The 25255-nt window shown below is 31.9% G+C and carries 19 protein-coding genes; 8 read left to right on the forward strand and 11 right to left on the reverse strand.

Annotated elements, in window-relative coordinates:
• Nucleotides 1–9: 9 nt before the first annotated feature.
• The 5 genes from CDH50_RS08265 to CDH50_RS08285 form a co-directional block, all read right to left on the reverse strand.
• On the reverse strand, nucleotides 10–1251 hold the full coding sequence (locus CDH50_RS08265) for a GNAT family N-acetyltransferase (RefSeq protein ID WP_100611533.1): 1242 nt from the start codon (nucleotides 1249–1251) through the stop codon (nucleotides 10–12).
• A 7-nt stretch (nucleotides 1252–1258) separates the two neighbouring features.
• On the reverse strand, nucleotides 1259–2287 hold the full coding sequence (locus CDH50_RS08270) for a GNAT family N-acetyltransferase (RefSeq protein ID WP_157804954.1): 1029 nt from the start codon (nucleotides 2285–2287) through the stop codon (nucleotides 1259–1261).
• A gap of 221 nt (nucleotides 2288–2508) precedes the next feature.
• Complete coding sequence (locus CDH50_RS08275; RefSeq protein WP_100611535.1) at nucleotides 2509–3579, reverse strand: hypothetical protein; 1071 nt, start codon at nucleotides 3577–3579, stop codon at nucleotides 2509–2511.
• Nucleotides 3572–4189: a sugar transferase gene (locus CDH50_RS08280; protein WP_100611536.1), complete on the reverse strand. Its 618-nt coding sequence runs from the start codon at nucleotides 4187–4189 to the stop codon at nucleotides 3572–3574. The genes CDH50_RS08275 and CDH50_RS08280 overlap by 8 nt, the downstream gene beginning before the upstream one ends.
• 207 nt (nucleotides 4190–4396) lie before the next feature.
• On the reverse strand, nucleotides 4397–5545 hold the full coding sequence (locus tag CDH50_RS08285; RefSeq protein WP_100611537.1) for a glycosyltransferase family 4 protein: 1149 nt from the start codon (nucleotides 5543–5545) through the stop codon (nucleotides 4397–4399).
• 298 nt (nucleotides 5546–5843) lie between these two features.
• Here CDH50_RS08285 and CDH50_RS08290 point away from each other — a divergent pair, with 298 nt between their 5' ends.
• The gene (locus CDH50_RS08290) at nucleotides 5844–6425 is read left to right on the forward strand and encodes a serine O-acetyltransferase (RefSeq protein ID WP_100611538.1); all 582 of its coding nucleotides are present in this window, start codon (nucleotides 5844–5846) and stop codon (nucleotides 6423–6425) included.
• A 28-nt stretch (nucleotides 6426–6453) separates the two neighbouring features.
• On the opposite strand, the gene CDH50_RS08295 is transcribed toward CDH50_RS08290, so the two are convergent.
• From CDH50_RS08295 to murJ, 3 genes are read right to left on the reverse strand one after another with little or no spacing between them, the layout of a single operon-like run.
• Complete coding sequence (locus CDH50_RS08295) at nucleotides 6454–7653, reverse strand: hypothetical protein (RefSeq protein WP_100611539.1); 1200 nt, start codon at nucleotides 7651–7653, stop codon at nucleotides 6454–6456.
• The gene (locus CDH50_RS08300; protein WP_100611540.1) at nucleotides 7650–8720 is read right to left on the reverse strand and encodes a glycosyltransferase family 4 protein; all 1071 of its coding nucleotides are present in this window, start codon (nucleotides 8718–8720) and stop codon (nucleotides 7650–7652) included. Before CDH50_RS08300 ends, CDH50_RS08295 begins: the two co-directional genes overlap by 4 nt.
• Nucleotides 8720–10060, reverse strand: coding sequence for a murein biosynthesis integral membrane protein MurJ (gene murJ / locus CDH50_RS08305; protein WP_100611541.1), 1341 nt, complete (start codon nucleotides 10058–10060; stop codon nucleotides 8720–8722). The genes CDH50_RS08300 and murJ overlap by 1 nt, the downstream gene beginning before the upstream one ends.
• 500 nt (nucleotides 10061–10560) lie before the next feature.
• Between murJ and CDH50_RS08310 the strand changes: the two genes are divergently transcribed.
• Nucleotides 10561–11871, forward strand: a complete 1311-nt coding sequence (locus tag CDH50_RS08310; RefSeq protein ID WP_100611542.1) for a right-handed parallel beta-helix repeat-containing protein — start codon at nucleotides 10561–10563, stop codon at nucleotides 11869–11871.
• 16 nt (nucleotides 11872–11887) lie between these two features.
• Here CDH50_RS08310 and CDH50_RS08315 read toward each other — a convergent pair whose 3' ends face one another.
• From CDH50_RS08315 to CDH50_RS08325, 3 genes are all read right to left on the reverse strand, one after another.
• The gene (locus CDH50_RS08315) at nucleotides 11888–13168 is read right to left on the reverse strand and encodes a nucleotide sugar dehydrogenase (RefSeq protein WP_317044648.1); all 1281 of its coding nucleotides are present in this window, start codon (nucleotides 13166–13168) and stop codon (nucleotides 11888–11890) included.
• 5 nt (nucleotides 13169–13173) lie between these two features.
• Nucleotides 13174–14553 (reverse strand): nucleotide sugar dehydrogenase, encoded by a 1380-nt coding sequence (locus CDH50_RS08320; RefSeq protein ID WP_100611543.1) that lies wholly within the window; start codon nucleotides 14551–14553, stop codon nucleotides 13174–13176.
• Nucleotides 14554–15172: 619 nt separating this feature from the next.
• Nucleotides 15173–16195: an NAD-dependent epimerase gene (locus CDH50_RS08325; RefSeq protein WP_100611739.1), complete on the reverse strand. Its 1023-nt coding sequence runs from the start codon at nucleotides 16193–16195 to the stop codon at nucleotides 15173–15175.
• A 554-nt stretch (nucleotides 16196–16749) separates the two neighbouring features.
• Here CDH50_RS08325 and CDH50_RS08330 point away from each other — a divergent pair.
• The 6 genes from CDH50_RS08330 to CDH50_RS08355 all read left to right on the forward strand — a co-directional run bounded on the left by CDH50_RS08330 (nucleotide 16750) and on the right by CDH50_RS08355 (nucleotide 25246).
• Nucleotides 16750–18270 (forward strand): pectate lyase family protein, encoded by a 1521-nt coding sequence (locus CDH50_RS08330; protein ID WP_100611544.1) that lies wholly within the window; start codon nucleotides 16750–16752, stop codon nucleotides 18268–18270.
• A 210-nt stretch (nucleotides 18271–18480) separates the two neighbouring features.
• On the forward strand, nucleotides 18481–19560 hold the full coding sequence (locus CDH50_RS08335; protein ID WP_100611545.1) for a glycosyltransferase: 1080 nt from the start codon (nucleotides 18481–18483) through the stop codon (nucleotides 19558–19560).
• An 11-nt stretch (nucleotides 19561–19571) separates the two neighbouring features.
• Nucleotides 19572–20669 carry a glycosyltransferase gene (locus CDH50_RS08340; RefSeq protein WP_100611546.1) on the forward strand — a complete coding sequence of 366 codons (1098 nt, stop codon included), beginning with the start codon at nucleotides 19572–19574 and terminating at the stop codon, nucleotides 20667–20669.
• 687 nt (nucleotides 20670–21356) lie between these two features.
• The gene (locus CDH50_RS08345; RefSeq protein WP_100611547.1) at nucleotides 21357–22487 is read left to right on the forward strand and encodes an aminotransferase class I/II-fold pyridoxal phosphate-dependent enzyme; all 1131 of its coding nucleotides are present in this window, start codon (nucleotides 21357–21359) and stop codon (nucleotides 22485–22487) included.
• A complete protein-coding gene (locus CDH50_RS08350; RefSeq protein WP_100611548.1) occupies nucleotides 22484–24427 on the forward strand; it encodes a polysaccharide biosynthesis protein in 1944 nt (647 codons plus the stop codon). The genes CDH50_RS08345 and CDH50_RS08350 overlap by 4 nt, the downstream gene beginning before the upstream one ends.
• Before the next feature lie 39 nt (nucleotides 24428–24466).
• The gene (locus CDH50_RS08355) at nucleotides 24467–25246 is read left to right on the forward strand and encodes a polysaccharide biosynthesis/export family protein (RefSeq protein WP_100611549.1); all 780 of its coding nucleotides are present in this window, start codon (nucleotides 24467–24469) and stop codon (nucleotides 25244–25246) included.
• Nucleotides 25247–25255: the final 9 nt, after the last annotated feature.

Raw genomic sequence — 25255 nt, forward strand, 5'->3', positions numbered from 1 at the left:
AGAGTTTGCCTATTTTCCATGGCACCTTATGAGCTCCATGGAATCTTTTGCTTGAACAATATAAGTATGGTTTTCGTTTTTTACCTCAAAGATGGAGATACTATTAATGGATTCAGATTTTTTATATAGGAAATCTATCAATGCTTTCTTTAGGGACTCATTTGAAATGCTGCCAAAATCCATTTTAATCAAGGTATCTTCATTTGGAAGCTTGTCTATTTCTTTACTCTCATAATCCAAAGGGGTTACCACATCTTTTTTGCCTTTTATAAAATAGATGGCTTTATGGAATAGGATGTTAACATTTAAATCCCTTAGATATTGTTTGCCTTTAAAGTATAGAAAAATAAATTGGGCAAGTGTTGTGGCTAATATGGATTTAGAATCATATAAGATATGATAATCAAAATGATACGCTTTATTTGCTAACCGTTTTTTATAATCGTAATCACCTTTCGAGAAGTCGAAAATGTCAATCTTATTTTCAATGCACCATTCTATATGTTTTATATTGTCAATATAGCCAATATTAAATTTAGAATAATCTGGATCAAATACAGGCAAAGCCGAATATAAAATAGTAGGTGATACGTAATTCAAATATACTGAAATGGGTATGTTGTCATTATAAATAACAAACAAAGCGGCTTTATTTTCCAAAATCATGTGATAGATAACATCCTGCAAGTAGGTCCATTTTTTTTGGGACAAATAGTGGTTATTTATCTGTTTTTCAGTAAATCTTTTTACCAAAAGTTTATGGAAATACCCAAAGGCAAAATCAAAGTCATCCTTCGTAGTGTCTTTTCCATATAGAACACCGTACTTTATGTTGAAACATGCTTCCAAACGGCGCTTGGATTTTTTTATTTTCCATCGGCTATTTGTACTGAATTGATCATTTAAATAGTCATCAATACTTTTATATGAGTTTAGGTTAGCCAAGTAGCCCACATACTGCCTTACGGTTTTTAACTTTAAAGCCCTATGTGGCTGATTTTGGACATTAAAATATTCTGGAATATCATAAATAAAAAAAACCTTGTTATTAAAGTCTGTTTCCTTTTCATCCAATTCATAGATTATCCCATTGGTTAAGTTTTTGCCCACGTTTACATATAAAGGAAGGAACTTATTTTTAACAAAACTAACGTCTTTTATAAATTTAAATGAGTATGCAGGTTTGGAATTGTTAAAATGTTTTAACCAAATGGACACGAATGTATTTGAAAGAAAAGGGTTGGATTTCATACTATTATTATTCTTTTGTGTTTTTTAAAACAACCTTTACTTTATGATTTTTACCAATAAAAATAAAAGGCTCATTTAAATTATTTGTTGAAAACACTTTAATATCATTAATTGATTCTGAAAATCTAAATAAAAAGTCATAAATAGAGTTTTTTAAAAAAGAATATTTAGTATTTCTAAAATCTATTTCAACAAAATTTAAATTATCATCAACTTCATTTATTTCTTTAGTTTCATGATTTTCTGGAAGTATATCGCTTTTTTGTGGTTTTTTTATAAAATATATGATGCTATGAAATAAAATATTTATTTTTCTATCTCTTAAATACTGAATGAATTGATATTTATAAATTAAAAAGAAAGCAATAATGACACTTGTAATTGATTTTGAATCATATAAAATGTGATATTCAAAGTCGTAAACTTCATCCCCCCATCTTTTTTTATAATCATGATCTCCTTTTGAAAAATCTAGGATATCAATTTTTTCTTTAAAACAAAATTTCAGTCGCATCAAAATTTCAATAAAACCAACATGAAATTTTGAATAATTTGAGTCAAAAGCCATTAATGAATTAGAAAAAATATTATTAGATACGTACGATAAGGAAATAGAAATGGGAGTATCATCACTATAAATTATGATTATAGCAGCTTTTTTTTCTAAAATCATTGGATAAATTAGTTCATGTAAAAAACACCATTTTTCAGTAGCTAAAGCTTCGTTTACAATTTTTTTTTCTTCGCTTTGCTTTTTTAATAGGTCATTAAACGCTTGAAATATATTATCATAGTCATCTTTAGAAATATTATTTCCAAAAAAACAAGAATATTTTATATTAAAGCATTTCTCAAGTTTTTTTTGATATTTAAAAATTCTCGATCTGCTTTTTGAACTAAAATTAGCACATATAAAATTTTCTAGATTATCATATTTATTTAGATTGGCTAAATAACCCTTATATTGTCTAATTTTTTTTAATCTTAAAATATTGTCCTCTGGAGTGTTTGTTACATAATAGGAAGGTACATCCATAATTATAAAAACTTTATTCTTATAATCTTTAGTTCCATTATCATTCAATGTATAGGAAATCCCATTGGTTTGATTTCTTCCCGTATTAAAATAAATCGGGAATTTTTTCTTTTTAAGAAAGGATAAATCTTTTATAAAATCAAAAGTAATGGCCGGGTTAGAACCATTAAAATGTTTTAACCAAATGGACACGAATGTATTTGAAAGAAAAGGGTTGGATTTCATATCATTTCATGTTTAAGCCAAGTTTCTATTAAATAAATAATATAATCCATATCGGTTAGTGTGTATCTATAATCAATATGGATATTTAAAAAATAACGCCATTCCAAATCCAGATGGTTATCAGGCCATAGGGATGATGGATATACATGGTTAGCGACTAAAAATTGTCTAAGGGCGTTAAAATCCATAGCATTTTTAAAAAGCAAATGGAGTCCGAATGCAGTAAAACCAGGTCTTTTAACAATCTTAAAATAAGCGGTGTCCCGCAATTTATTATACAGATAGTTTAGATGGGTTTCTTTTATTTTTCGGGTATCAAAACGCAAATAAGATTCAATAAAGTGCCTATGTTCATCTTTTAGATGTACAAAATCGGTATGTATATTTAAGGCTTCCTCAACCTCATAAAATAAGGGCAAATAGTCAGCGCTAGTCACACTGGTATCACCGGCAATAAAGTCCGATTTCAATGACATGGCATCTAGCATGGTATCCCATATTTTATAAAAATGTGTATCTGTTTTAAAGTTTAAGGTATTTCTAAATCCTATTGCACGTGGTTTCCAATACATACCTCCTAATGGAATGGGCAAGGACTTTCGTAATGATACAAAACAATAATCCGCGGTGCTATGTAAGCAAGCGTCGCTTAACCAGCCATGGGAATGATCTTCAATAATTATGGGTCCATTGGCATCTGCATTGGATGTCATACTGCTCAACCCCCAATAATTATTGATTAATACCACATCGTTTTTAGTGGCGAACTTCTTAACATCTATAGCATCAGATGTAAACTCAAAGGGGTTGATGTTATAAATATGGATATGTGGGTAAAATTTTTTTATCCAACCTAAGGTGTGTTGGCAGTAATAATTTGGAAACCAAATTTTAGATAGGGTATTGGTATTGTTAATCTCATTTAGAATGTATAAAAGTGCCTCTCTCCCTGTGTAAAATAGGTTGTAATCTAAATCCAACGGCACCGTTACATTCTTAAAACGTTCATGCTTTTCAAAATGAAAATAAGATCCAATGCCTTCTTTTCTAACTACATTATCACTCATTATCGCCACCCGTAAATGTAGTCATGTTTAAATTTTCAGAACTATTAACCCCATCTTTAATAATCACTTTTTTAATGGTTAATAGGAGTATTTTTATATCGAGCATTAGCGATACGTTATCAACATACCAAACATCATACTCAAACTTTTTAACCCATAAAATGGCGTTTCTGCCATTTACCTGTGCCCAACCCGTAATACCGGGTTTTACATCATGCCGTCTTTTTTGCGTATCATTGTACAAAGGTAAATATTCAACCAATAAGGGTCTTGGGCCAATCAAGCTCATATCTCCTTTAAGCACATTAAACAATTGGGGGATTTCATCAAGGGAATATTTCCTTACAAATTTACCCAGTTTGGTGACCCGTTTATCAAAATCCAAGAAATTACCCTGCGCATCCTTCTTATCGTTCATGGTTTTAAATTTGATAATTTTAAACAGCTTTTCGTTCTTGCCTGGACGGATTTGAAAAAAGAAGGGTTTACCACCATTGGAAATGGCCAAAGCAATAAACACGATTAAAAAAATGGGAAATAATAAGACCAGTGCTGTAAAGGCTATAACCAAGTCCATCATTCTTTTAATAACATTTTTGTATAAGTTCATTTTGTTTTTATTTTAAAACGGAATCTATTAGTTATGGCAAAAAACCAAATTAAGCTCAGTTGCCAGTCTCAGCCTTTTGGCTTCGCTCAAGATAAACTAAAGTCGAAGACCTCGTAAATTATAGTTTTTAATGACATTTGTAAGCTGCGTATTTATTTTCAAATAAAAATATATTTTCATTTTTTATAATGCTCAATGTGGCATTCTTCATTTTCTATCATCTACCAAAACGGAATTTACAATGTTCAATAAAGTAGCATTAATGATGTTGACATCAAATTTTTCTTCAGCATACTTTCTACTATTTATACCCATGTCTTTTATTTTAGAGGGATTGATTAGAAAATATTCCATAGCGGTTATTAATGCATCCAAACTTTGGGGCTCGATTAAAAAGCCATTCTCGTTTTGTCTCACTGTTTCTTTACAGCCCGGTGTATGGGTTGTTATAATTGGTAATCCAACCGATAAAGCTTCCAAAATAGATCTTGGCACACCCTCTCTATAATAAGTTGGCAATACAAATACATCGCTTTTAAATAAGTGGTCCTGCACGTTATCTTGATGTCCATGGAATATAATGATGCCTTGGTCGTGCAATTCGGTTAACTCATCTTCTTTCAAGGCAGAAGGGGTATCATAAATGTCTCCAACGATGTGGAATTCAGCTTCTGGATAGCTCTTTTTCAAAACCGTTGCCGCCTCAATAAACAATGAGATCCCTTTTTCCCTAATCAATCGGGCCACTAAAAGAAAACGTATCTTTTTGGTGGTATTGTTGTTTATTCGGTAAGTGTATAAATTAAGATTGACGCCCGAACCACTCACAAAGCCAACAGGCTGTTTTTTTGAAATAATATGCCTATCTAAAAACAACTGGTAATCATCACGATTTTGAAAAACGATCACTTTATTGCTACGAATGGATAGTTTGTATAAAAACTCGTTGAGGATTTGTAAAGCCCTTGCCTTAAACGTTAAGCCGGTAAAAGTAAACCCCAATCCGGTGATTAATGAAATAACTGGAACGTTACAAAATCTGGCCGCAATCGAGCTATATATAACGGGTTTAACAGTATAGGGAAACACTAAATCGATATTATTTTGGGTGATGATGCGTTTTAAATCCATAACGGATGCCAGGTCCTTAAAAGGATTCAATCCAACTCTTTGTAGCTTATATTCTATGGGTATGGCACCATAATCAATAAGTTTGTCATATATCTTTTTCTCGAAGTCTGGAGCCGCTGCAAACACTTCAAAACCATCTGCTATCAAACTTTTAATAAAATCGCCTCTAAAAGAGATTAGGGAACCATCTGAAGAAGCAACCATTAGAATTCTTTGTTTTGTCATTCTATAACATCATTTTTTTTAAATTCCAAAGTTATCATAATGTAAGTTCAGAAATTTATGTATTTATAATCTTAATTTGTTATCAAATATGCTACAAATATCTTTCATTTTAATTGGGTTATCAAAATTATTCTTTTAACTGCCATATTAAAACTTCAACCCACATTAAATACATTTTAAAATCTAAAGATATGCCAATAGCGTTTTGTCTTATTCCAAGGTTAATTAGATAAGGTTATTTAGCATAAATTATAATATTAAACTAATTTAGCTTGTAAGCTAAACGAAATATTGAATTATGATTAAATCAAAACAAGACTATCTGTATTATTTGCAAGAAGATAAAAAAGCTTTGAATATTACTTATAAACCAAATTGGCTAAAAGAAATTATACTGCCTAATTATATTTGGGTTTTTCAAAAAAGATTACGCAAATTAGAATATTTAAAAAATTGCAGAAAGGATTTATGGGCAAAGGCTTATTATGTTTTTTTAAAAATTAGATTTAGAAAATTAGGAATTCGCCTGGGGTTTTCAATTCCTGAGAACGTTTTTGGCCCTGGTCTTTCTATTGCCCATTACGGAACAATCGTTGTTAATTCCAAAGCTAAAGTGGGTAAAAACTGCCGTATTCATGTTTGTACCAATATTGGTGCTTCTGGTGGAAATCCTAAGGTGCCCATAATTGGGGATAATGTTTATATTGCCCCTGGGGTTAAAATTTATGGTGATATAGAAATTGGCAATAATATAGCTATTGCTCCTAACTCATCTGTTAATAAAACATTTTTAGAGCCCAATGTATTAATTGCTGGTTCACCAGCTAAGATTATTAAGAAAATAGATATTGGTAAATTAATTCCAAATTTTAAAGAATAGACTATTATCGCTTATTATTTCCTGAAAACTAAATGAAATCATAACCCTCCTTGTTATTTATATCAACGATATATCCAATATACACAAATAAAGCTATTAAATATTGTTGATTAATGACCGTTTGCAATGATAGCATAAAAACACACAAAACGGTTAATATTGAAAGAGAAAAATAACGGATGTTAGAAGGGTTTTTAATGGCATTTTTAAAATAATTACCAAGCATGATTATAAAAGCCAATAAGGCAAAAATCCCGGCATCTGCCCAAACACCAATGATGGTATTATGGCCTCTTAGTGAATTTGCAAAATTTAACCCATTGCCTATTATGGGGTTTGCGTAAACATAGTTAAGCAAATTAGTAAGAAGTGAATCCCTCCCAGAGCTATTTACTTCAGTCACATTAAAAGTCAGTACATTTACAATATTCTTTATTTTTAAACGCTGAGGAACAGTTAAATCCAATCCTGATGTTAAGCTATCTAAATTTATTAATATAATATAAAATAAGGGGAGTAAAATTGTAAACAACACGATTCTTTTTGGAGTGAAAAACTTAAGGTTTAGCATTATAATTGAAATTATAAATACAACAAATCCAGTTGTAGAAAACGTAATCACCAAGGAATAAAATAGTAATATTAACAAGAGTAATTTAAATAGTTTAAATAGTTTCGTTTGTGGTTGATAAATTACATACAACAAAATAAAAGCAATTACAGCTACCAAGGCAGCATTATTAGCGTCTCCTAAAACACCCCCTGATCGATCCACATTATATATATAAATACCACCTTGATCAAGATCCCAATTTATTTTGAAGAGAAAAATACCCAGAAGTGATGAGGATACAAATGACACCAAGGCCACTTTTTTGAATAAAGTTCTGTTTTCGGGAACACTTAAATAAATATAGAAGCCAAAAAAATAGATTATTGGAACAAGACTAGCCAAAAAATTAATAGGAAAATCGTAAATAATACTTGCAACTATTGCAAAACCATAATAAATAATATAAAAAGCTATCCAGCCCCCAGCGGTTTTGGAAAGTGTTCCCATATTTTTTAAACTTAAAAAAATTCCAACAGCTAGGAGGGCTAAAAATCCATACGCCATAGCTTGTGAAACAGAAACCGAAATATAGAGTACCGATAATCCTTGTAAATTAAATACTGTTGCTACAAAAGGCAGTAAAAAGAAAATACTAATTAAGGTTTTGGCTTTCATATTTTTAAAATATTATGAAAAATATTTAAATACTTTTCATAGATAATATCTATTTGAAATTTATCCAATGAATCAATTCCATTGCTGGACAATTTAATTCTTAATTCTTTATCATTTATTAAAATGTTTAATTTTTCCTGCATGGCTAGTTGATTTTGGTTTTCTACCAAGATGCCATTGACATTGTCATTAATGATATCTGAAGGACCTGTAAAACAATCATAAGAAATACATGCCATCCCTTGGGACATGGCTTCTAGTAATACCATGGGTAAGCCTTCAAATCTAGAAGTCATGATGAATATTTCTGATACCCTCATTATTTTTTGAACTTCATTGGAATACCCTTCAAAAACAACTTGATGGGATATATCATGTTGTTTTGCTAAAGTTTCAAGAAATTCTAAGCCCATGGTACCACCACCTACTATTTTCAAAGTCCAATTGGGATTCTTTTTTAATACGGGTGCTATTATAGGTATTAAATTATCAAAACCTTTATGGTGATATCTATCAAGATCACCAACTGCTAAAATTACGTTTTCCCTATTTCTGGTTTTTTCTTTGAAGATTTCAAAAGTACTCGGATTAGGCATAACTTCAACCTTAACCCCACGTTTTTTATAGAAACCTACATCATGATTAGTAAGTACGGTTAATACATCGGTAAAATAATATAAATATTCTTTGGTTATTTTACCTATAAAATCAGTTTTTTTTAAATGATTATTATGTTCAGAGGAAATAATTTTAATACCAAAGAATTTGCTAACAATGATACCTATAAAATTTATTTGGGTTATAAATGGAATCATTACATCTGGTCTGTTATTTTTCTTTTTATAATAACAATATAAAATTTTAATTCTCCTTATTGTATGGTTTTTAATTTTGTCTGTGTGCAATTTAATGTGTTTTACCCTTTGATTTGGTATAAAATCATTAGGCTCATTAAATGTAATTATGGAAACGTCATGTCCTTTATCAGCAAAATGATTTGCTAGAAGGATCATAACTCTTTGAGCACCTCCAATAGATAAAGAACCTATTATAAAATGTATTTTCATTATACGAGTTTTTTATATTGCTTATAAGTATACCCAAAATAAAAACAACTACTTATAATTAAAACCAGCGTAGTACTTATTGCAAGACCATAGACATCAAAATACTTTACTAAAATTATATTTAAAACAGTATTTGTTATAAGATTTAGAAGGGATACCCAAGCCATAAAATGATTTTTATTAATGCTAGTTAAAAATTTCACAATTATTAAGGTAGATAAGTAAAATGGGACATAAGCTAAGGTTATTTTTTGTATGAGGGCTACTTTCAATGTATCATCATGGGTAAATTCATTTCTTTCAAATAATAATTCCACGATGAAATCAGACATGAATATACCTATAACAATTAAAATCAAGCTTACACCAACCACCCATTTTAAAATTCTGAAAAGGTGACCGTAAGCCATTTTTAAATTGTCATTTACCAATCTTGAAAAATGGGGCAATAACACACTTCCCAAAGCGGTTATAACAATAGAGACTGCAAATGAGGGAATTTTGATGCCATAGTTTATAGCTGCTATAGAACCAATGGCCAATTGTGCTGCAAAAAACTGGTCAATATAATTATTCATGGCAGTAAGAAAACTAGATGACATTTTTGGAGGCAATTGCCTTAACATTAATTTGGTATTATAATTAATTGTTGGTTTGGCTAATGAAAGATGTTTATGCTTTAATATTACTGCCAAAAGGAAAATGAAACCTAAGGCATTACCAATAAGAGTCCCCATAGCCAAAACCATATTTCCTAAGCTTTCTTTTAAAAACAACAAGAAAAAAATCATTGTAAGCAAAGGAAAAATTGTTGATATGCTTGATATAAAAAATTTATTGGACATTTCCAGCAAACCACTAAACACCGACGATAGGCTCCAAAATATAAGACAAGGAAGTATAATGAATAACTGGTCCTTAATTAATTGATAGTAAGACTCCGTATGCCCGGGATAAATGAGTTCTAAAAAAAAATCAGTTGTTAAATAAGCTAAGACAATAGAAAATAATGTGATGCCAAGAGTTACTAAAAATATGACTGATTGTAGGCTAGATGTATTTCCTCCTTGTTTAATCTCGGCTATGTAATTGGGAATAAATATATTTGTTATGGAACTTATAAAGACACTTTGTACAAAGGATGGCACTAAAATAGCTATAAAAAAGGTGTCCAATAATTCAGATAGTCCAAAACTACTGGCAATCATGGTTTCTTTATAAAAGCCTATAACCTTAAATAGTAAAGATATTACACCTACAATAATAATATTTCTTATCAGTGGATTACTGAAAGATTTTTTTAGGGTTTCTGGTAACTTTTTTAATTCAAAAGAAATCATTTAATATTTGGGTTTTACTGTTTGTTTAATGTTTTTGAAAACCCATTGATATTGTATATTGATATGAAAGACTGTAATTAAATATTAAATTCATACTATTTCTGTTTTTTGCTAAGATATTATTGTGATGATAATTATTATAAATTTTATTTTTTAATTAATAAAATGAAAAAAATCAATTACATAGTCCCAGTATATTTTTTAGTTCCCTAAAAAAGTAATTGCCTGTTCCTTAACCGAGCATTTCAGTTGTTAAAGACTTATTTTGATAGATCACTAAACTTTGCACAAATATGATAAAAAACAATTTAAAAATTCAGTTCTTTCGTTGAGTTTAATAGATATAACGATAAAACCATATTGAATTTGTTAAAAACCGCTATTAGGTATTTCGCTATATATTTAATTGTATTTTTATAAACAAAGTTATGTTATAAATTAGATTTATTTTCATATTTATAATCAGTTATTGAATAAGAAGTGTTTTAAGTCATTGAATCATGGATAAACTAAAAATGAAGTTTAGTAACAACTTATTATTTTTTTTTGGCATCATATTTTTATTCTTTTTAATTCCTACAATAACATTTGGGCAAAAGGTTAATGCCTCAACGTTCGGGTATAACGAGAATGATGCAACTAAGGCCTTCAAATTGGCCATAGAATCTTCTAATGATACTATAGTATTTGATAAAGGTATTTGGAACATAGGTCCCATCAATTTAAATAACATAAGCGGCAAAACCATAATTTTTGAATCAGGAGTCATAGTTAAATCGTTGCCAGACAAATTTAAAGCTACTAATGCTTCACTTTTGAAAATGATTAACTGTAATAATATTGAAATTATTGGTTATGGTGCTGAGTTCAAAATGAATAAAGAAGAGTACTCAAAGTACAATGATAGTGAGCATCGTATGAGTATTGCTTTATATGGGGTAAACAATGTAAAAATAAAAGGTTTGTTAATTAATGAAAGTGGGGGTGATGGTATTTATATCAGTAGTACTGGGAATCCAGAAGACCAGAAACCGTCCAAAAATATTGAGATTCAGGATTGTGTTATTAAAAATCAGTATCGCCAAGGCATGAGCATCATTAGTGTTGAAAATTTAGTTGTTAAAAATTGTATTTTCACAAAAACAAGCGGAGTATTGCCGGGAGCAGGACTAGATATAGAACCCAACAATAAGTACAATAAGCTAAAAAACATCTATTTTGAAGGATGTTCCTTTACATATAATGACCATGCAGGAATAGCGTTGAGTTTATCCAATTTGGACATTAATTCTGATCCTTTGGATATTACATTTAATAAGTGTTATTTGAGCATGAATCATTCTGAAACCAATACATATGCCGCTGGAGAAATAGTCATCGGTGCAAATGATTTAAGTCCAGTTAAGGGACGTGTCCAATTTGATGAGTGTTTTATTGATGGTAGTAAGTGGGGCATATTATATACCAGAAAATCGAGCAACGCTTTTCATGTTACCTTTAACAATTGTGCCGCAATTAATATTTGTCAAGCAGGATCTTATAACCCCATACTAATGGAAGTTCCAAATTATAGAAGCCCATCAGGTCCATTAGGAGGCTTTACTTTTCAAAATTTATACTTAGAATTCAATAATGAACTTCCTTTTTTACAAATAAGAGGGTCAAAATTAAGAACATTAAAAGGATTGGAAAGCGTACATGGCCATATTACAGTTAAGGCTCCTTATAAAATAGCGGAGCCTATTAACTATATAAATTATAATGCTTCAAATAATAAAAATGTAGATTTTGAATATACCATTCTAGATTAAGATGTTTAAGAATTATTTATAATCTTTTATTGGTATTTTCTTTAAGGATACCCTTTACATCATATATCAACCCTTTTGCATTTAATAAATCCTTAAAATCCATATTAAGAAACTCTTTATGGGCAACACCTAACACAATCGTGTCAAATTGATTTTTTGGTAGTTGAGAGGTAGTCGTTAAATGATATTCATTTTGTACTTCCAAGGGATTAGCCCATGGGTCGTAAATAGTGATGTCGAGCCCATAGTCTTTTAAATGCTTGATAACATCTACAATCTTAGTATTCCTAACATCTGGGCAGTTTTCTTTGAATGTGATACCCAACATTAACAATTTAGCACCATTTACCTTGATATCATTTTTAAGCATCATTTTTACCACTTCACTGGCAATGTATTGACCCATACTGTCATTCACGCGACGGCCCGCTAAAATAATTTCAGGATGGTAGCCCACTTCTTGTGCTTTTTGTGCTAGGTAATAAGGGTCTACACCAATACAATGACCACCTACAAGCCCAGGTTTAAAGGGTAAAAAATTCCATTTAGTACCTGCGGCTTCTAGTACCGCATGGGTATCAATATCTAAAAGGTTGAATATTTTTGCTAATTCATTTACAAAGGCAATATTGATATCGCGTTGGGAATTTTCAATAACCTTAGCGGCCTCGGCAACCTTAATGCTAGGGGCGAGGTGCGTACCCGCCGTAATCACACTGGCATATAAGGCATTCACTTTTTTGCCTATCTCTGGAGTAGAACCAGAGGTGACTTTTAAAATTTTTTCAACGGTATGCTCTTTATCCCCAGGATTGATACGTTCGGGTGAATAACCTGCAAAAAAATCTTTATTAAACACCAAACCACTTATCTTTTCTAGAATGGGCACACACTCATCTTCCGTAACGCCCGGATATACGGTGGACTCATAGATAACAATATCGCCTTTTTTTAAAACACTTCCCACAGTGTCACTTGATCTATATAAAAATGATAAGTCGGGCTTATTATTTTTATGAACAGGAGTGGGAACTGTTACAATATAGTAGTTGCAATTTTTAATATCATCAATATTTGTGGAGCAATACAAACCTATGTCATCATTTGCTGTGTCCTTTAAAACCGATTTTAAAAGCGGCTCCTCAACTTCTAAAGTAACATCCTTACCCTGCTGTAATTCCGAAATCCGTTTGGTGCTGATATCAAATCCTACAACAGGATATTTTGTTGCAAAAAGACGCGCTAAAGGTAATCCGACATATCCTAAACCTATAATCGCAATCTTTATTGTCTCCATCTTTATTATTGGCCTATGGAATAATATTCAAATCCTATGGTCTCCATGTCCGATTTATTCAAGATATTCCTGCCGTCAAATATAAATGCTGGTTTTTTCATATCCGAATAAATACGCTTCCAATCATAAGTTTTAAATTCATCCCACTCGGTCATAATGGCTACCGCATGGGCGTCCTTTAAGGCATCGTAAGGCGTTTTAGCTGATTCTACATGGTTCAGGTTTTCTGCTTCAGTTCTTGTGTTTAGGTAGTTTAGGTCCGTTTGAATTTTAACAGCCGACACTTTAGGGTCATAAACAGCAATATGCGCTTGTTCGCTTACTAAATGATCGGCAACATAAATGGCGGCAGATTCCCTGGTGTCGTTGGTGTCCTTTTTAAAAGCCCAACCTAGCAAACCTATTTTTTTTCCGGAAACCGTATTGTAAAGTGTTTTTATCAAGCGATCGGAGAAGCGTCTTTTTTGATGGTCATTCATGACGATGACTTGTTCCCAATAATTAGCTACTTCATTTAAACTGTAACTTCTAGCAATGTAGACTAAATTCAAGATGTCCTTTTGAAAGCAAGACCCACCAAATCCAACAGAAGCTTTTAAAAATTTAGAGCCAATTCTGGAATCCATGCCTATGGCTTTAGCCACTTCATTCACATTGGCTTCGGTGTGCTCGCAAAGTTCGGAAATGGCATTGATGGACGATATCCGTTGCGCTAAAAACGCATTGGCCGTTAATTTAGATAGTTCTGAAGACCAAACATTGGTTCTTAAGATTCTGTCTTGAGGTACCCAGCTACCATAAATGGACGCTAGACTGTCTATAGCTGCTTCCGATTCGCCTCCAATCAATATCCTGTCAGGATGTAATAAATCCTCAATCGCCGTGCCTTCCGCCAAAAACTCCGGATTTGATAAAATATCAAATCTAACACCGCTGCCCGTGTTTTCAAGAATACTTTTAATTGCTTGGGCGGTTCTAACGGGTAGTGTGGATTTTTCAACAACTATTTTATCGGTTTTTGCGATGTCTGCAATATTTCTGGCGCAAAGTTCTACATACTTTAAATCGGCTGCCATCCCTTTTCCCTTACCATAAGTTTTTGTAGGGGTATTTACTGATATAAAAATCATTTCAGATTCTGCAATGGCTGCATTGATATCTGTTGAAAAAAATAAATTCTTATTCCTGGTTTCCTTTACGATGTCTGCCAAGCCCGGTTCATAAACGGGTAGTTTAGATACATCGGCATCATTCCATGCTGCAATGCGTTCGGCATTGATATCAACGATGGTTATTTTTATATGCGGGTTTTTTTTCGCAATCACTGCCATAGTGGGGCCACCAACGTACCCAGCACCAATACAACATATTTTTGTTATTTTCATTATATAATATTGTTAAGAGTATTAAAAGAATAGAACAACTGATAATCACATGTGTTTTGATTCTTTGTTATTCGGTTATTGTTGAATTTGAAAATTCGGGATACTATAAATTGTTTCTTTGGTATTATTTCCTGTAGTACATCAAATAAATAAGTAGCCATTTAATTGGGGTTTAATTTAAGCCGACACAAATATGTAAAAAAATAATTGAAACCATTACTATTATTATACCAATTTAGTCTTTTTAACGATGAATGTACATTTATTAAATTGAGTATGGGTATTTGAAACGTGTGTTTTATTCTCCTTTCTTTTAAGATACAAAGTTTCTTATGGTTTTTGGCAGCCGTTTTTCATATAGCCACACTAGAAGGGATGTCGCATCCATCCAACAATACTCTAATTGTCAACTAGAAAATAATTGTATTCTTAGTCGGTTCGTCAATTCCAGCGACATAGCGAGGTACGAGCTATTTTGTATTGAGAATCTTTTGGTTGAGTTGCTTCTCGATACTTTTTTGTTCTACTCGTTCCAAAAAAATACTCGAATTGACATTTAGGTTACTAATTGTATGGTAGTTGGTTAGCCTGTCCGTTCGATTTCAAAATGTATCCGTTATTAATTATAATACATTTTAAACCAATCAATAAACTTTTTAACCCCTTCTTTAATGGGTGTATTCGGACTGTAGCCATAATCTTTGATAAGCGCATCGACATTGGCCCAAGTACGTTCTACATCACCTGGCTGCATAGGTAACATATCCTTTTTGGCTTCCATGTTTAAATTAGCTTCTATTTCCTTAATAAAATCCAATAGTTTCACCGAGCGATTGTTACCAATATTATACAATTTGTATAGGTCATTATTCTCAACCCGTTCTGTGGTTGGTTTTTCTATGATACGTACAACGCCTTCCACAATATCATCAATGTATGTAAAATCACGTTCCATATCACCATGATTGAATACCTTGATGGGTTGGTGCTTTAAAATGGCATCGGTGAATAAAAACATGGCCATATCGGGACGTCCCCAAGGACCATAAACGGTAAAAAACCGCAAGCCCGTGGTTGGGAATTGGAACAAATGGCTATAGGTATATGCCATGAGCTCATTGCTTTTTTTGGTGGCAGCGTATAAACTGATAGGGTGGTCTACGGCATCATCTGTTGAAAACGGGATTTTTTTGTTTAATCCATACACACTGGAGCTACTGGCATACACCAAATGCTTGACACCATAATGCCTGCAACATTCCAAAACATTAAGAAAGCCCACCACGTTGGAGTCCACATACGTTTCAGGATTTTCCAAACTGTAGCGTACACCAGCTTGTGCTGCCAAATTGCATACCACATCAAAGCGTTCTGTCTCGAATAATTTAGGAAGTGCAAATCGATCTTCCAAATTCATTTTTATAAAGGTAAAATGCGTTGTGGAAGTGCTTTTACAAATGCGATTGTTATTGGCAGCCTCGGCTTTGTGGATCCCTAATTCTTGTAATCGGGCATATTTTAGGTTCACATCGTAATAATCATTGATGTTATCCAAACCAACCACCTGATGTCCTTTATCCAATAATACTTTAGAGACATAAAAACCTATAAATCCTGCGGCTCCTGTTACTAATACTTTCATTTTTAATATGTTTAAAGGTATTGCTTTAATTGGCAATGATTCATTACCCATTATTTAAATTAAAGTAAGCCAAAGATGAAAAAAAGTATTTAAGAAAAAAAACATATTGCTATATAAAATATAATTAATTGTATGCCGTTTCCATAAATCAAGACCTTTTTCGTTAAGGTTTTTTTAAGTATAAAATTTGGTCATAAAATAGATGTTTGGTGATATTGATGTATTTTATGAAAATATAGGGCAGATGATTAAAAGCTGTTAGGGCATGATGGCATGTAATTTATCATAAGTTATTAACAATGCGATAAGCTTTTAAATCCCTCTGTTATATTTGTAACCTCTTTTTAAGGTAAAGTAATCCAGCTATAATTGGTTTTATTTTACTACAATAATAAACAATTCATGTAATTTATCTTATTTAAATGTATTTTAACGATTTTTACCTAAAAAATAGACTGCATTTCATCGAAAAAAAAGACAATTTGAACGTTGATTTAAAGTTTAATATTAATATTGAACCATTATTTAGTCCCCAAATCTAATTACTGGTTTTTATGAAGATTATTCTTAAATTAACGTACGCAACGTATGTTATGTTAACATGTTATATTTTATTAGTATTCTTTTCTTCTTGTAATAATGAAGAATTATTTGTTGAACAGGTTCAACTTCCTGTAGAAGATACCGAAATAGATACAGGCAAAAGTCCTTTGCCAGAAGACACCCCTGAAGATGCCCCTGATGACAATATGGCTACAGTACTTAAAGCCTTTCCAGAAGCAGAAGGGTTTGGTAAAAATTCAAAAGGGGGTCGTGGAGGAGAAGTATTTAAAGTAACAAATCTAAATGATAGTGGAGCTGGAAGTTTTAGGGCCGCATTGGAAGCATCATCATCATCTAGAACCATTATTTTTGAAGTTTCAGGAACAATAAATCTTTCAAGTCCATTGAAAGTTCCAAGTAATACAACTATAGCTGGTCAGACAGCCTTCAGAAATGGAGGACAAGGCATCACTATTAAATCAAATGGCTCGTATGACTCTACCTTAATGTCTATAAGCAATAGTGATATAATAATAAGATATATAAGATTTAGAAGAGGTAGAGGAGTGAATAATGAGCAAAATGGTGATAATGTTACTGTGACATCAGGAAATAATATTATTTTTGACCATTGCTCATTTTCATGGAGTACAGATGAAAGTTTTAATACTTGGGGAACAGTAACAAACCTTACCTTACAAAATTGCATATTTAGTGAATCTTTAATGTATAGTAGCCACGAATATACAACAGATCCCAATCATATTAACTATACAGACCCACATAGTATGGGGTCATTAATTGGTTTAGATTCTGATAAGATTAGTTTTTATCAAAACTTATTTGCCCATAACAATCAACGAAACCCGTTAATTGGTGGTGTACCACCACCTAAAACAGATTTTGAATTGGTTAATAATTATATCTATAATTGGGGTCAAATTCCAACTGTTATTGAAGGAAATAATGCAGGGTACAGAATTAATTTAATAGGAAACAAATGGAAAAGAGGAAACAATTCCTCTAAAAGATATGCCATTACATTTTTGGAATCAAACGGTAATAAATTATTTGCCAAAGGCAACATAAGCCCTGAAAGAACCTCATTATCACAAAATGAATGGTTAGTGGTTGGTAGTGGAACCGCACCCTTTACAAACAACGCATCTACGTCCTACCAATCTCTATCCCCATTCAATTATCCAATTTCGGAGAGCTTAGCCATTTCGGCTAATGATTTAGAAACGCAAATGCTAACAAAAGTTGGGGCTTCCCTAAACAGGGATGCTGTCGATATCAGGATTGTTAATGATGTGATTAACGGGACTGGTTCTTTGATAGATGACCCCAGTGATGTTGGAGGTTGGCCTACAATATCGAGCATGATTAGTGTGCCCATAGATACTGATAATGATGGTATGACAGATGACTATGAAATTCTAAAGTTTGGTAATTTAGATAGGGATGGCAAAGGAGATATTGACAATGATGGATATACCGATTTAGAAGAATTTTTAAACTCTATTATATAATTAAGAATTTCTACCAAATTAAAAAACAGCATTAGAGTATTCCCTAATGCTGTTTTTTTTTCCATTTTTTTGTTTTTATATTTATTTTCAATGAAGCTTATTAATTTTAAAGATAAATTAAAATCTAGTAATTAATATTTTATTGAGGTTATTTTTAAATGTTTTAGTTATTCAATACTTAATTACTATTTTCGCCCAATAAATTAAAAAATGGAAAATAGAATAAAGGTTACATTTGTTATCCCTTCATTAAGGCCCGGTGGAGCAGAGCGAGTGATGTCTTATATTGCTCAAAATTTAAACAAGCATCTTTTTGAAGTCACCCTATTAGTTATTGGGTATAGCAAAAAGGCATCTTATGATATTACTGGCATTAATTTGGTGTTTCTTAATAAGCCTAGAGTCTTAGTAGCTTTCTGGCCTATTTTTAAACACTTGTATAAATCGAAACCCGATATTGTTATTAGTGCCATTACGCATGTAAATACTTTAATGGGAATACAATCATTATGGTTTAAAAAAACAAAGTTTGTTGGGAGGGAGGTAAATGTTTTAAGTGTATTGAATAATGTTCAAGCGGCTTCAAGAAAGTACCCTTTTTCAATTTCTGGATTAACCGAAAGAAGCTATAAACTATTGGATATTATTCTTTGCCAATCTCAAGACATGGCAACAGATATGATACATAATTTTAATGCTCCTAAAGATAAAATAAGGATTATTAACAATCCTATTTCCGATCTTTTCAAACCCAAGGAGAAACAAGTTGATAACAAAATATCTAAATTTATTACCGTAGGAAGTTTAGTGACGCGTAAAGGACACGATAGATTATTGAATGCCTTGTCAAAATTTGAAGGGCCATTCGAATACTATATAATTGGTGATGGGGACAAATCAGGGGAAATTTTTGGTTTAGCTGAGGTACTAAGTTTAACAAATAAAATTATTCATATACCCTTTACAAAAGATGTATCAAAATACTTAAAGGAATCAGATGTGTTTTTGCAAGGCTCTTATGTTGAGGGATTTCCTAATGCCCTATTGGAAAGTTGTGCGGTTGGCACTCCTGTTTTGGCTTTTGATGCCTTAGGAGGTATCAATGAAATAGTTGAAGAGGGTATTAATGGGTTTGTTGCTAAAGATGAATCAGATTTTTTATTAAAGCTTGACTTAATTACAAAGCGAACATGGGATCCAAAAGAGGTAAGTGATTCTGTAATAAAAAAATACAACAAAGAAAAAATCCTTAAAGATTACGAGAACTTATTTTTAGAATTAACAAAATAATAATTTTTCAATTGAAAGTACTACAAATAATTAATTCCCTTTCGGCTGGAGGAGCCGAAAAACTTCTTGTAAATTCGGTTGTTGAATATAGAAAGATGGGCATAGATGTAGATATTCTTGTCCTCAAAGGGGGAGTTTCGCCTTTTTTAGATAAACTAGAGCCATTTCAAGAAATAAACGTTTTCGCACTTGGCGACCAGACAAATGTTTACAACCCACTTCATATATTTAAAATATATGATTTCCTTAACAATTATAATGTAGTTCATGTACATTTATTTCCAGTGCTATATTGGGTAGCTCTTGCAGATATGTTAAGAATAGGAAAAAGGAACTATAAATTGGTTTATACGGAGCATAATACTACGAATAGACGACGTGACAAATTACTTTTTAAATTTATTGATAAAATTCTTTACAGGAGATTTCACAAAATAGTCAGTATTTCGGATGCTGTTGATGTAAATTTGAGAAATCATCTAGGAAAAAGTTTTGATAATATTATTAAAATTTATAATGGGATTGATTTAAAGGAAATTTATGAGGCCATTCCTTACTCAAAAGAGGCATTGGATTTTACTGAAATGGACAAACTTATTATTCAGGTATCAAGTTTTACGGCGCAAAAGGATCAATTAACATTAATTAAAAGTCTAGAATTCCTACCAAAAAATTATTTTTTAATATTGGTTGGTGATGGAGAATTAAAATCATCTTGCATTAAAAAGACAGAAGAGTTAAGGCTGAGTGATAGAGTGAAATTTTACGGAATTAGAAAAGATGTACCAAAATTGCTTAAATCTGTTGATGTTATTGTGCTTTCTTCTCATTTTGAGGGGTTATCATTATCCAGTGTGGAAGGCTTAGCATCTGGAAAACCCTTTATTGCCTCAGATGTACCTGGACTTACAGAGGTTGTTGAAGGCGCAGGGTTGCTTTTTGAAGATGCTAATGAAAACCAGTTAGCCGAATTAATATTAAAGCTTTTTGACGACAATCAATATTATTCTGAGACAGTAAATCAATGCATGGCAAGGGCCAAGAAGTTTGATATTATAAAAATGACCAAAGAATATTATAATTTGTATAAAGAACTAAGTCTGGTCTAAATTAGCTTAATATAATTTAAGGTACTTTAGCGTGAAATTTATAAAACCTTTTGTGCTTAGAGGCTTTTATAAAAAACATATATCTAAAATCTTCTTTACTAAAGCCTTTTATTATGGAAATTTGACCACTGTATCTATATAAATCGGCTTTAATTTTTTTTAATATTATTCATAATGACCCCTTTAATTAATATTTTTTTAATTCTTAAAATACTTATTTATTGCCATATTTTTATTTGCAGTAGCTTTATTAACGTCTTGAATATAGTCTGTGAAAATTAAAAAAAAAGGGTCAAAATCAACAAGTCAAACACGCTAATTGTATTTAACCGACTATAAATAGGTTTTTAGCGAAATAACAAAAAACTTCTCTGATAACACTAAAACTATTGCTAAATTTGCTTCATTAATACAAAATTGAATTGATTAATAGCAACATTAATTTAACTGTATTAAATGTTACATATGAATCCCTCTATTTTTATCTAATTCCCATAACAGATAGAAGATATAACATTTAATAACGAATTAATTAAGCTAATAATAAGTAGTATGTTGATTTTGTTTTATATACACAACGTAAAGAGGGTACAAGCAGAACAGATTTTTGTTTTAAAAGACATGGTTTTTAATTTACCAAGGATGCCTTTTTATGTGAAAAATTTAAAGAGATTAAATGCTTAATAAATGTTGACAAAAACTAAAATATATTTATCATCACCTCACATGGGCGGCGCAGAGCAAAAATTTGTTAATGAGGCCTTTGATACCAATTGGATAGCGCCTTTAGGCCCCAATGTAGATGGTTTTGAAAAAGATATCCAAAATTATGTAGGAAAGCATACCCATGTAGCTGTATTGAGTTCTGGAACAGCTGCCATTCATTTAGCATTGCAATTATTAAACGTTTCTAAAGGTGATGAAGTTTTATGCCAAAGCTTTACGTTTTCTGCTTCGGCAAACCCCATTGTATACCAAGGTGCCGTTCCTGTATTTATCGATAGTGAACCAGACACTTGGAACATGTCGCCCGAATTACTTGAAATCGCCATTAAGGATCGGATTGAAAAATATAAAAAACCAAAGGCCATCATCGCAGTTCATTTATATGGCATGCCCTACAATGCAAATGCCATAAACGCTATTGCCCAAAAATATGATATCCCTGTGGTGGAAGATAGTGCCGAAGCTTTGGGAAGCCATTATTTTGGAAAGGCTTGTGGCTCATTATCCGATATTGGAATTTTATCTTTTAATGGAAACAAAATAATAACCACGTCTGGCGGTGGTGCTTTAATAGCCCATACGGAAGCCTTAAAGAACAAAGCTGTATTTTTATCGACACAGGCTAGAGATAACGCCCCACATTATGAACACTCTGCGATTGGATACAATTACAGGATGAGCAACGTGCTAGCGGGTATTGGTCGTGGGCAAATGGAAGTTCTTAACGAAAGGGTTGCTGCTAGAAGACTAAATTATGAGTTTTATAAAAAACACTTATCGAAATATCCATCCATATCATTTCTGGAAGAACCGGAAGGAAGTTTTTCAAATAGATGGATTACCTGTGTAAAAACAGAGTCGTTTAAGTTAAGGGAACAAATAAGGCTGGAATTGCAACAGGACGATATTGAGTCTAGGCCCTTATGGAAGCCCATGCACATGCAGCCTATTTTCAAAGATTGCTTACATTTTACCGATGGTACCTCTGAAACGCTTTTCGACAAAGGACTGTGCCTACCTAGTGGATCTAATTTAACCCAAGAAGATTTATTTAGAATTTTAGATACGATTACAAAAACCCTAAACCTATGATTAACAACTACTTTACCTATTATTCCCAAAAATACGCCTCAAAATGGCTCGTTTTTGCTATTGATTTATCAATAATTATGGTCAGTTTCTTTATGGCCTATTTCATTAGATTTAATTTTACATTAAACTTTGATTTAAATCAGTTATCATTACAAATACCTTTTCTATTGATGGTATCGGTCATTAGTTTTTTAACTATCGGTTCTTTTAAAAGTGTTATAAGACATACTGGTTTTACCGACATCATAAATCTTCTCAAATCAGTATCACTAATTACGCTTATTAGTGTTTTATTTGTTTTAATAAATAGGTTAACAAGTATGGTTCCAGGATTTACCATACCACTTTCTATATTAGTCATACATGCCGTTTTCAGTTTTGTTTTTTTAAGTTTAAGTAGGCTTCTTTTTAAAATGGCCTACAACCACGTGAAATGCAAATATGTGGCATCAAAAAACATTCTTATTTATGGAGCAGGTGACGCCGGCATGGTTACTTACAATGCCTTAATAAATAATGTTAAAGAAAAATTTAATGTTGTTGGCTTCATTGATGATAGCTTTAGCAAGAATGGGAAGTCCATTAATGGCATTTCTATTTTACATAAGAGCAAAATAGATCAGAATTATATAGATAGGCATCATATTGATGAAATTATTGTCACCTCTGAAAATATAGTTAAAGATAGACTTATTAGTTTGGTGGGCTTAAATGTTAAAATAAATAAAGTGCCACCTATTGAGAAATGGATTAATGGGGAATTGAATATCAGACAAATAAAGCAAGTTCAAATTGAAGATCTTTTAGGACGTGAGCCCATTCAAATTGATAATCCAAATCTGATTAACGAATTTAAAGGAGAAACCATATTAATAACAGGAGCAGCCGGATCTATAGGTAGTGAGCTTGTTAAGCAATTGTCTAATTTTGATGTGAATCAATTAATATTGGTGGACCAAGCAGAGTCTCCATTATATGATTTGCAACAAGAATTAAAACAAAACAATAAATTCAACTTTATCTCTATTGTTGCAGATATAAGAGACGGTTTAAGATTGGATGGTATTTTTCAAGATTATAAGCCTACCATGGTTTTTCATGCGGCTGCTTACAAGCATGTGCCATTAATGGAAGATTCTCCATATGAATCCATTAAAATAAATATCCATGGCACCAAACTTTTAGCAGATACTTCATCGCGATATCATGTTAAGAAATTTGTTTTTGTATCGACCGATAAAGCTGTAAACCCAACAAGTGTTATGGGTGCTACTAAAAGAATAGCTGAAATGTATATTAGTTGTTTACAGAAAGAAAGTAACACAAAGTTTATTATTACCCGATTTGGTAATGTTTTAGGCTCTAATGGTTCTGTTATTCCTTTATTTAAAAGACAAATAGAGAATGGTGGCCCAATAACATTGACGCACAAGGATATTACTAGATATTTTATGACGATTCCAGAAGCTTCCCAATTGGTTTTAGAAGCAGGAACGATGGGTAAAGGTGGTGAAATATTTATTTTTGACATGGGTGATTGCGTTAAAATCTATGACCTAGCCAAGAATATGATTAAATTATCTGGGTTAAAATATCCTGAAGACATTGAGATTAAAATCACTGGTTTACGTCCTGGCGAAAAGCTTTATGAGGAATTATTGGCGAACGGAGAAAACACCTTATCTACATATCATAAAAAGATATTAATAAGCAAGACCAGGGAACTTGATTATGCTAATGTTAAATCCCAGATTGAAGCATTATGCATCACTAACCGCTTCCAAAATAACAATATAGTAATGAAAATGAAAGAATTGATACCAGAATACAAATCAAACAATTCTGAATATGAGCGATTTGATAAAAGAGTTCAAATCTATAAAAAATCCAAAGGTCTTTTGGAAGAACAACAAAAGAAACCATTCGGTAACTTATTATAAATTAAATTTTTATTACTTTCCCCAAATATAATCTTAAGAATGAGAATTTTAAATTCATTAAAAACGTCGCACGTATATAGAACTATTGTTTTAGCGTTATTATTAACGTCTTGTGCATCTAAAAGAGAGGTTGTTTATTTTCAAAATGCCAAAGATTTCGAAACAATAGTCGATACCGATACCTTCGCACCCAGATTTAAAATTAATGATATTGTTTCCATCAATGTTTCTACGTTCGATCTAGAAGCCGTAAAGCCATTTAATTTGATTAAAAGCTCGGGAAGTGAAAATGGAAGTGTTAAAGAGCTCGATTATTTAATCGACAATGAAGGTAACATAGATTATCCCGTTTTAGGTAAAATTAAATTATTGGGATTAACAGTAGAAGAAGCTAAGTTATTATTTAAAGAAAAACTGAATGATTATCTTACGGATCCCATCATTAACATTAGAATCCTCAATTTTAGGGTGACCGTTTTAGGTGAGGTTGGAAAACCGGGTACGTATTCTGTATCAGGGGAAAGAAGCAGCATCCTTGAAGCGATTGGATTGGCAGGTGATTTAACAATTAAAGGCAGACGCGATAATGTAATGGTAATTAGGGATTTTAATGGAACAAAAACCTATACCCGAATAGATTTAACAACTAAAGAAGCGTTTAATTCGCCCGTATATTTCCTAACCCAAAATGATGTGGTGTATATAGAGCCTAATAAGTCGGCCATCAGCTCTTCATCATTCGATTCAAGGGTATCGGTAGCCATATCAATCGCATCCATTTTAATTACATCAACAGTGATCTTACTAACCCGACGTTAAAAATTAGTA

It is taken from the genome of Confluentibacter lentus (assembly GCF_002806995.1).
Taxonomy (GTDB): Bacteria; Bacteroidota; Bacteroidia; order Flavobacteriales; family Flavobacteriaceae; genus Confluentibacter; species Confluentibacter lentus.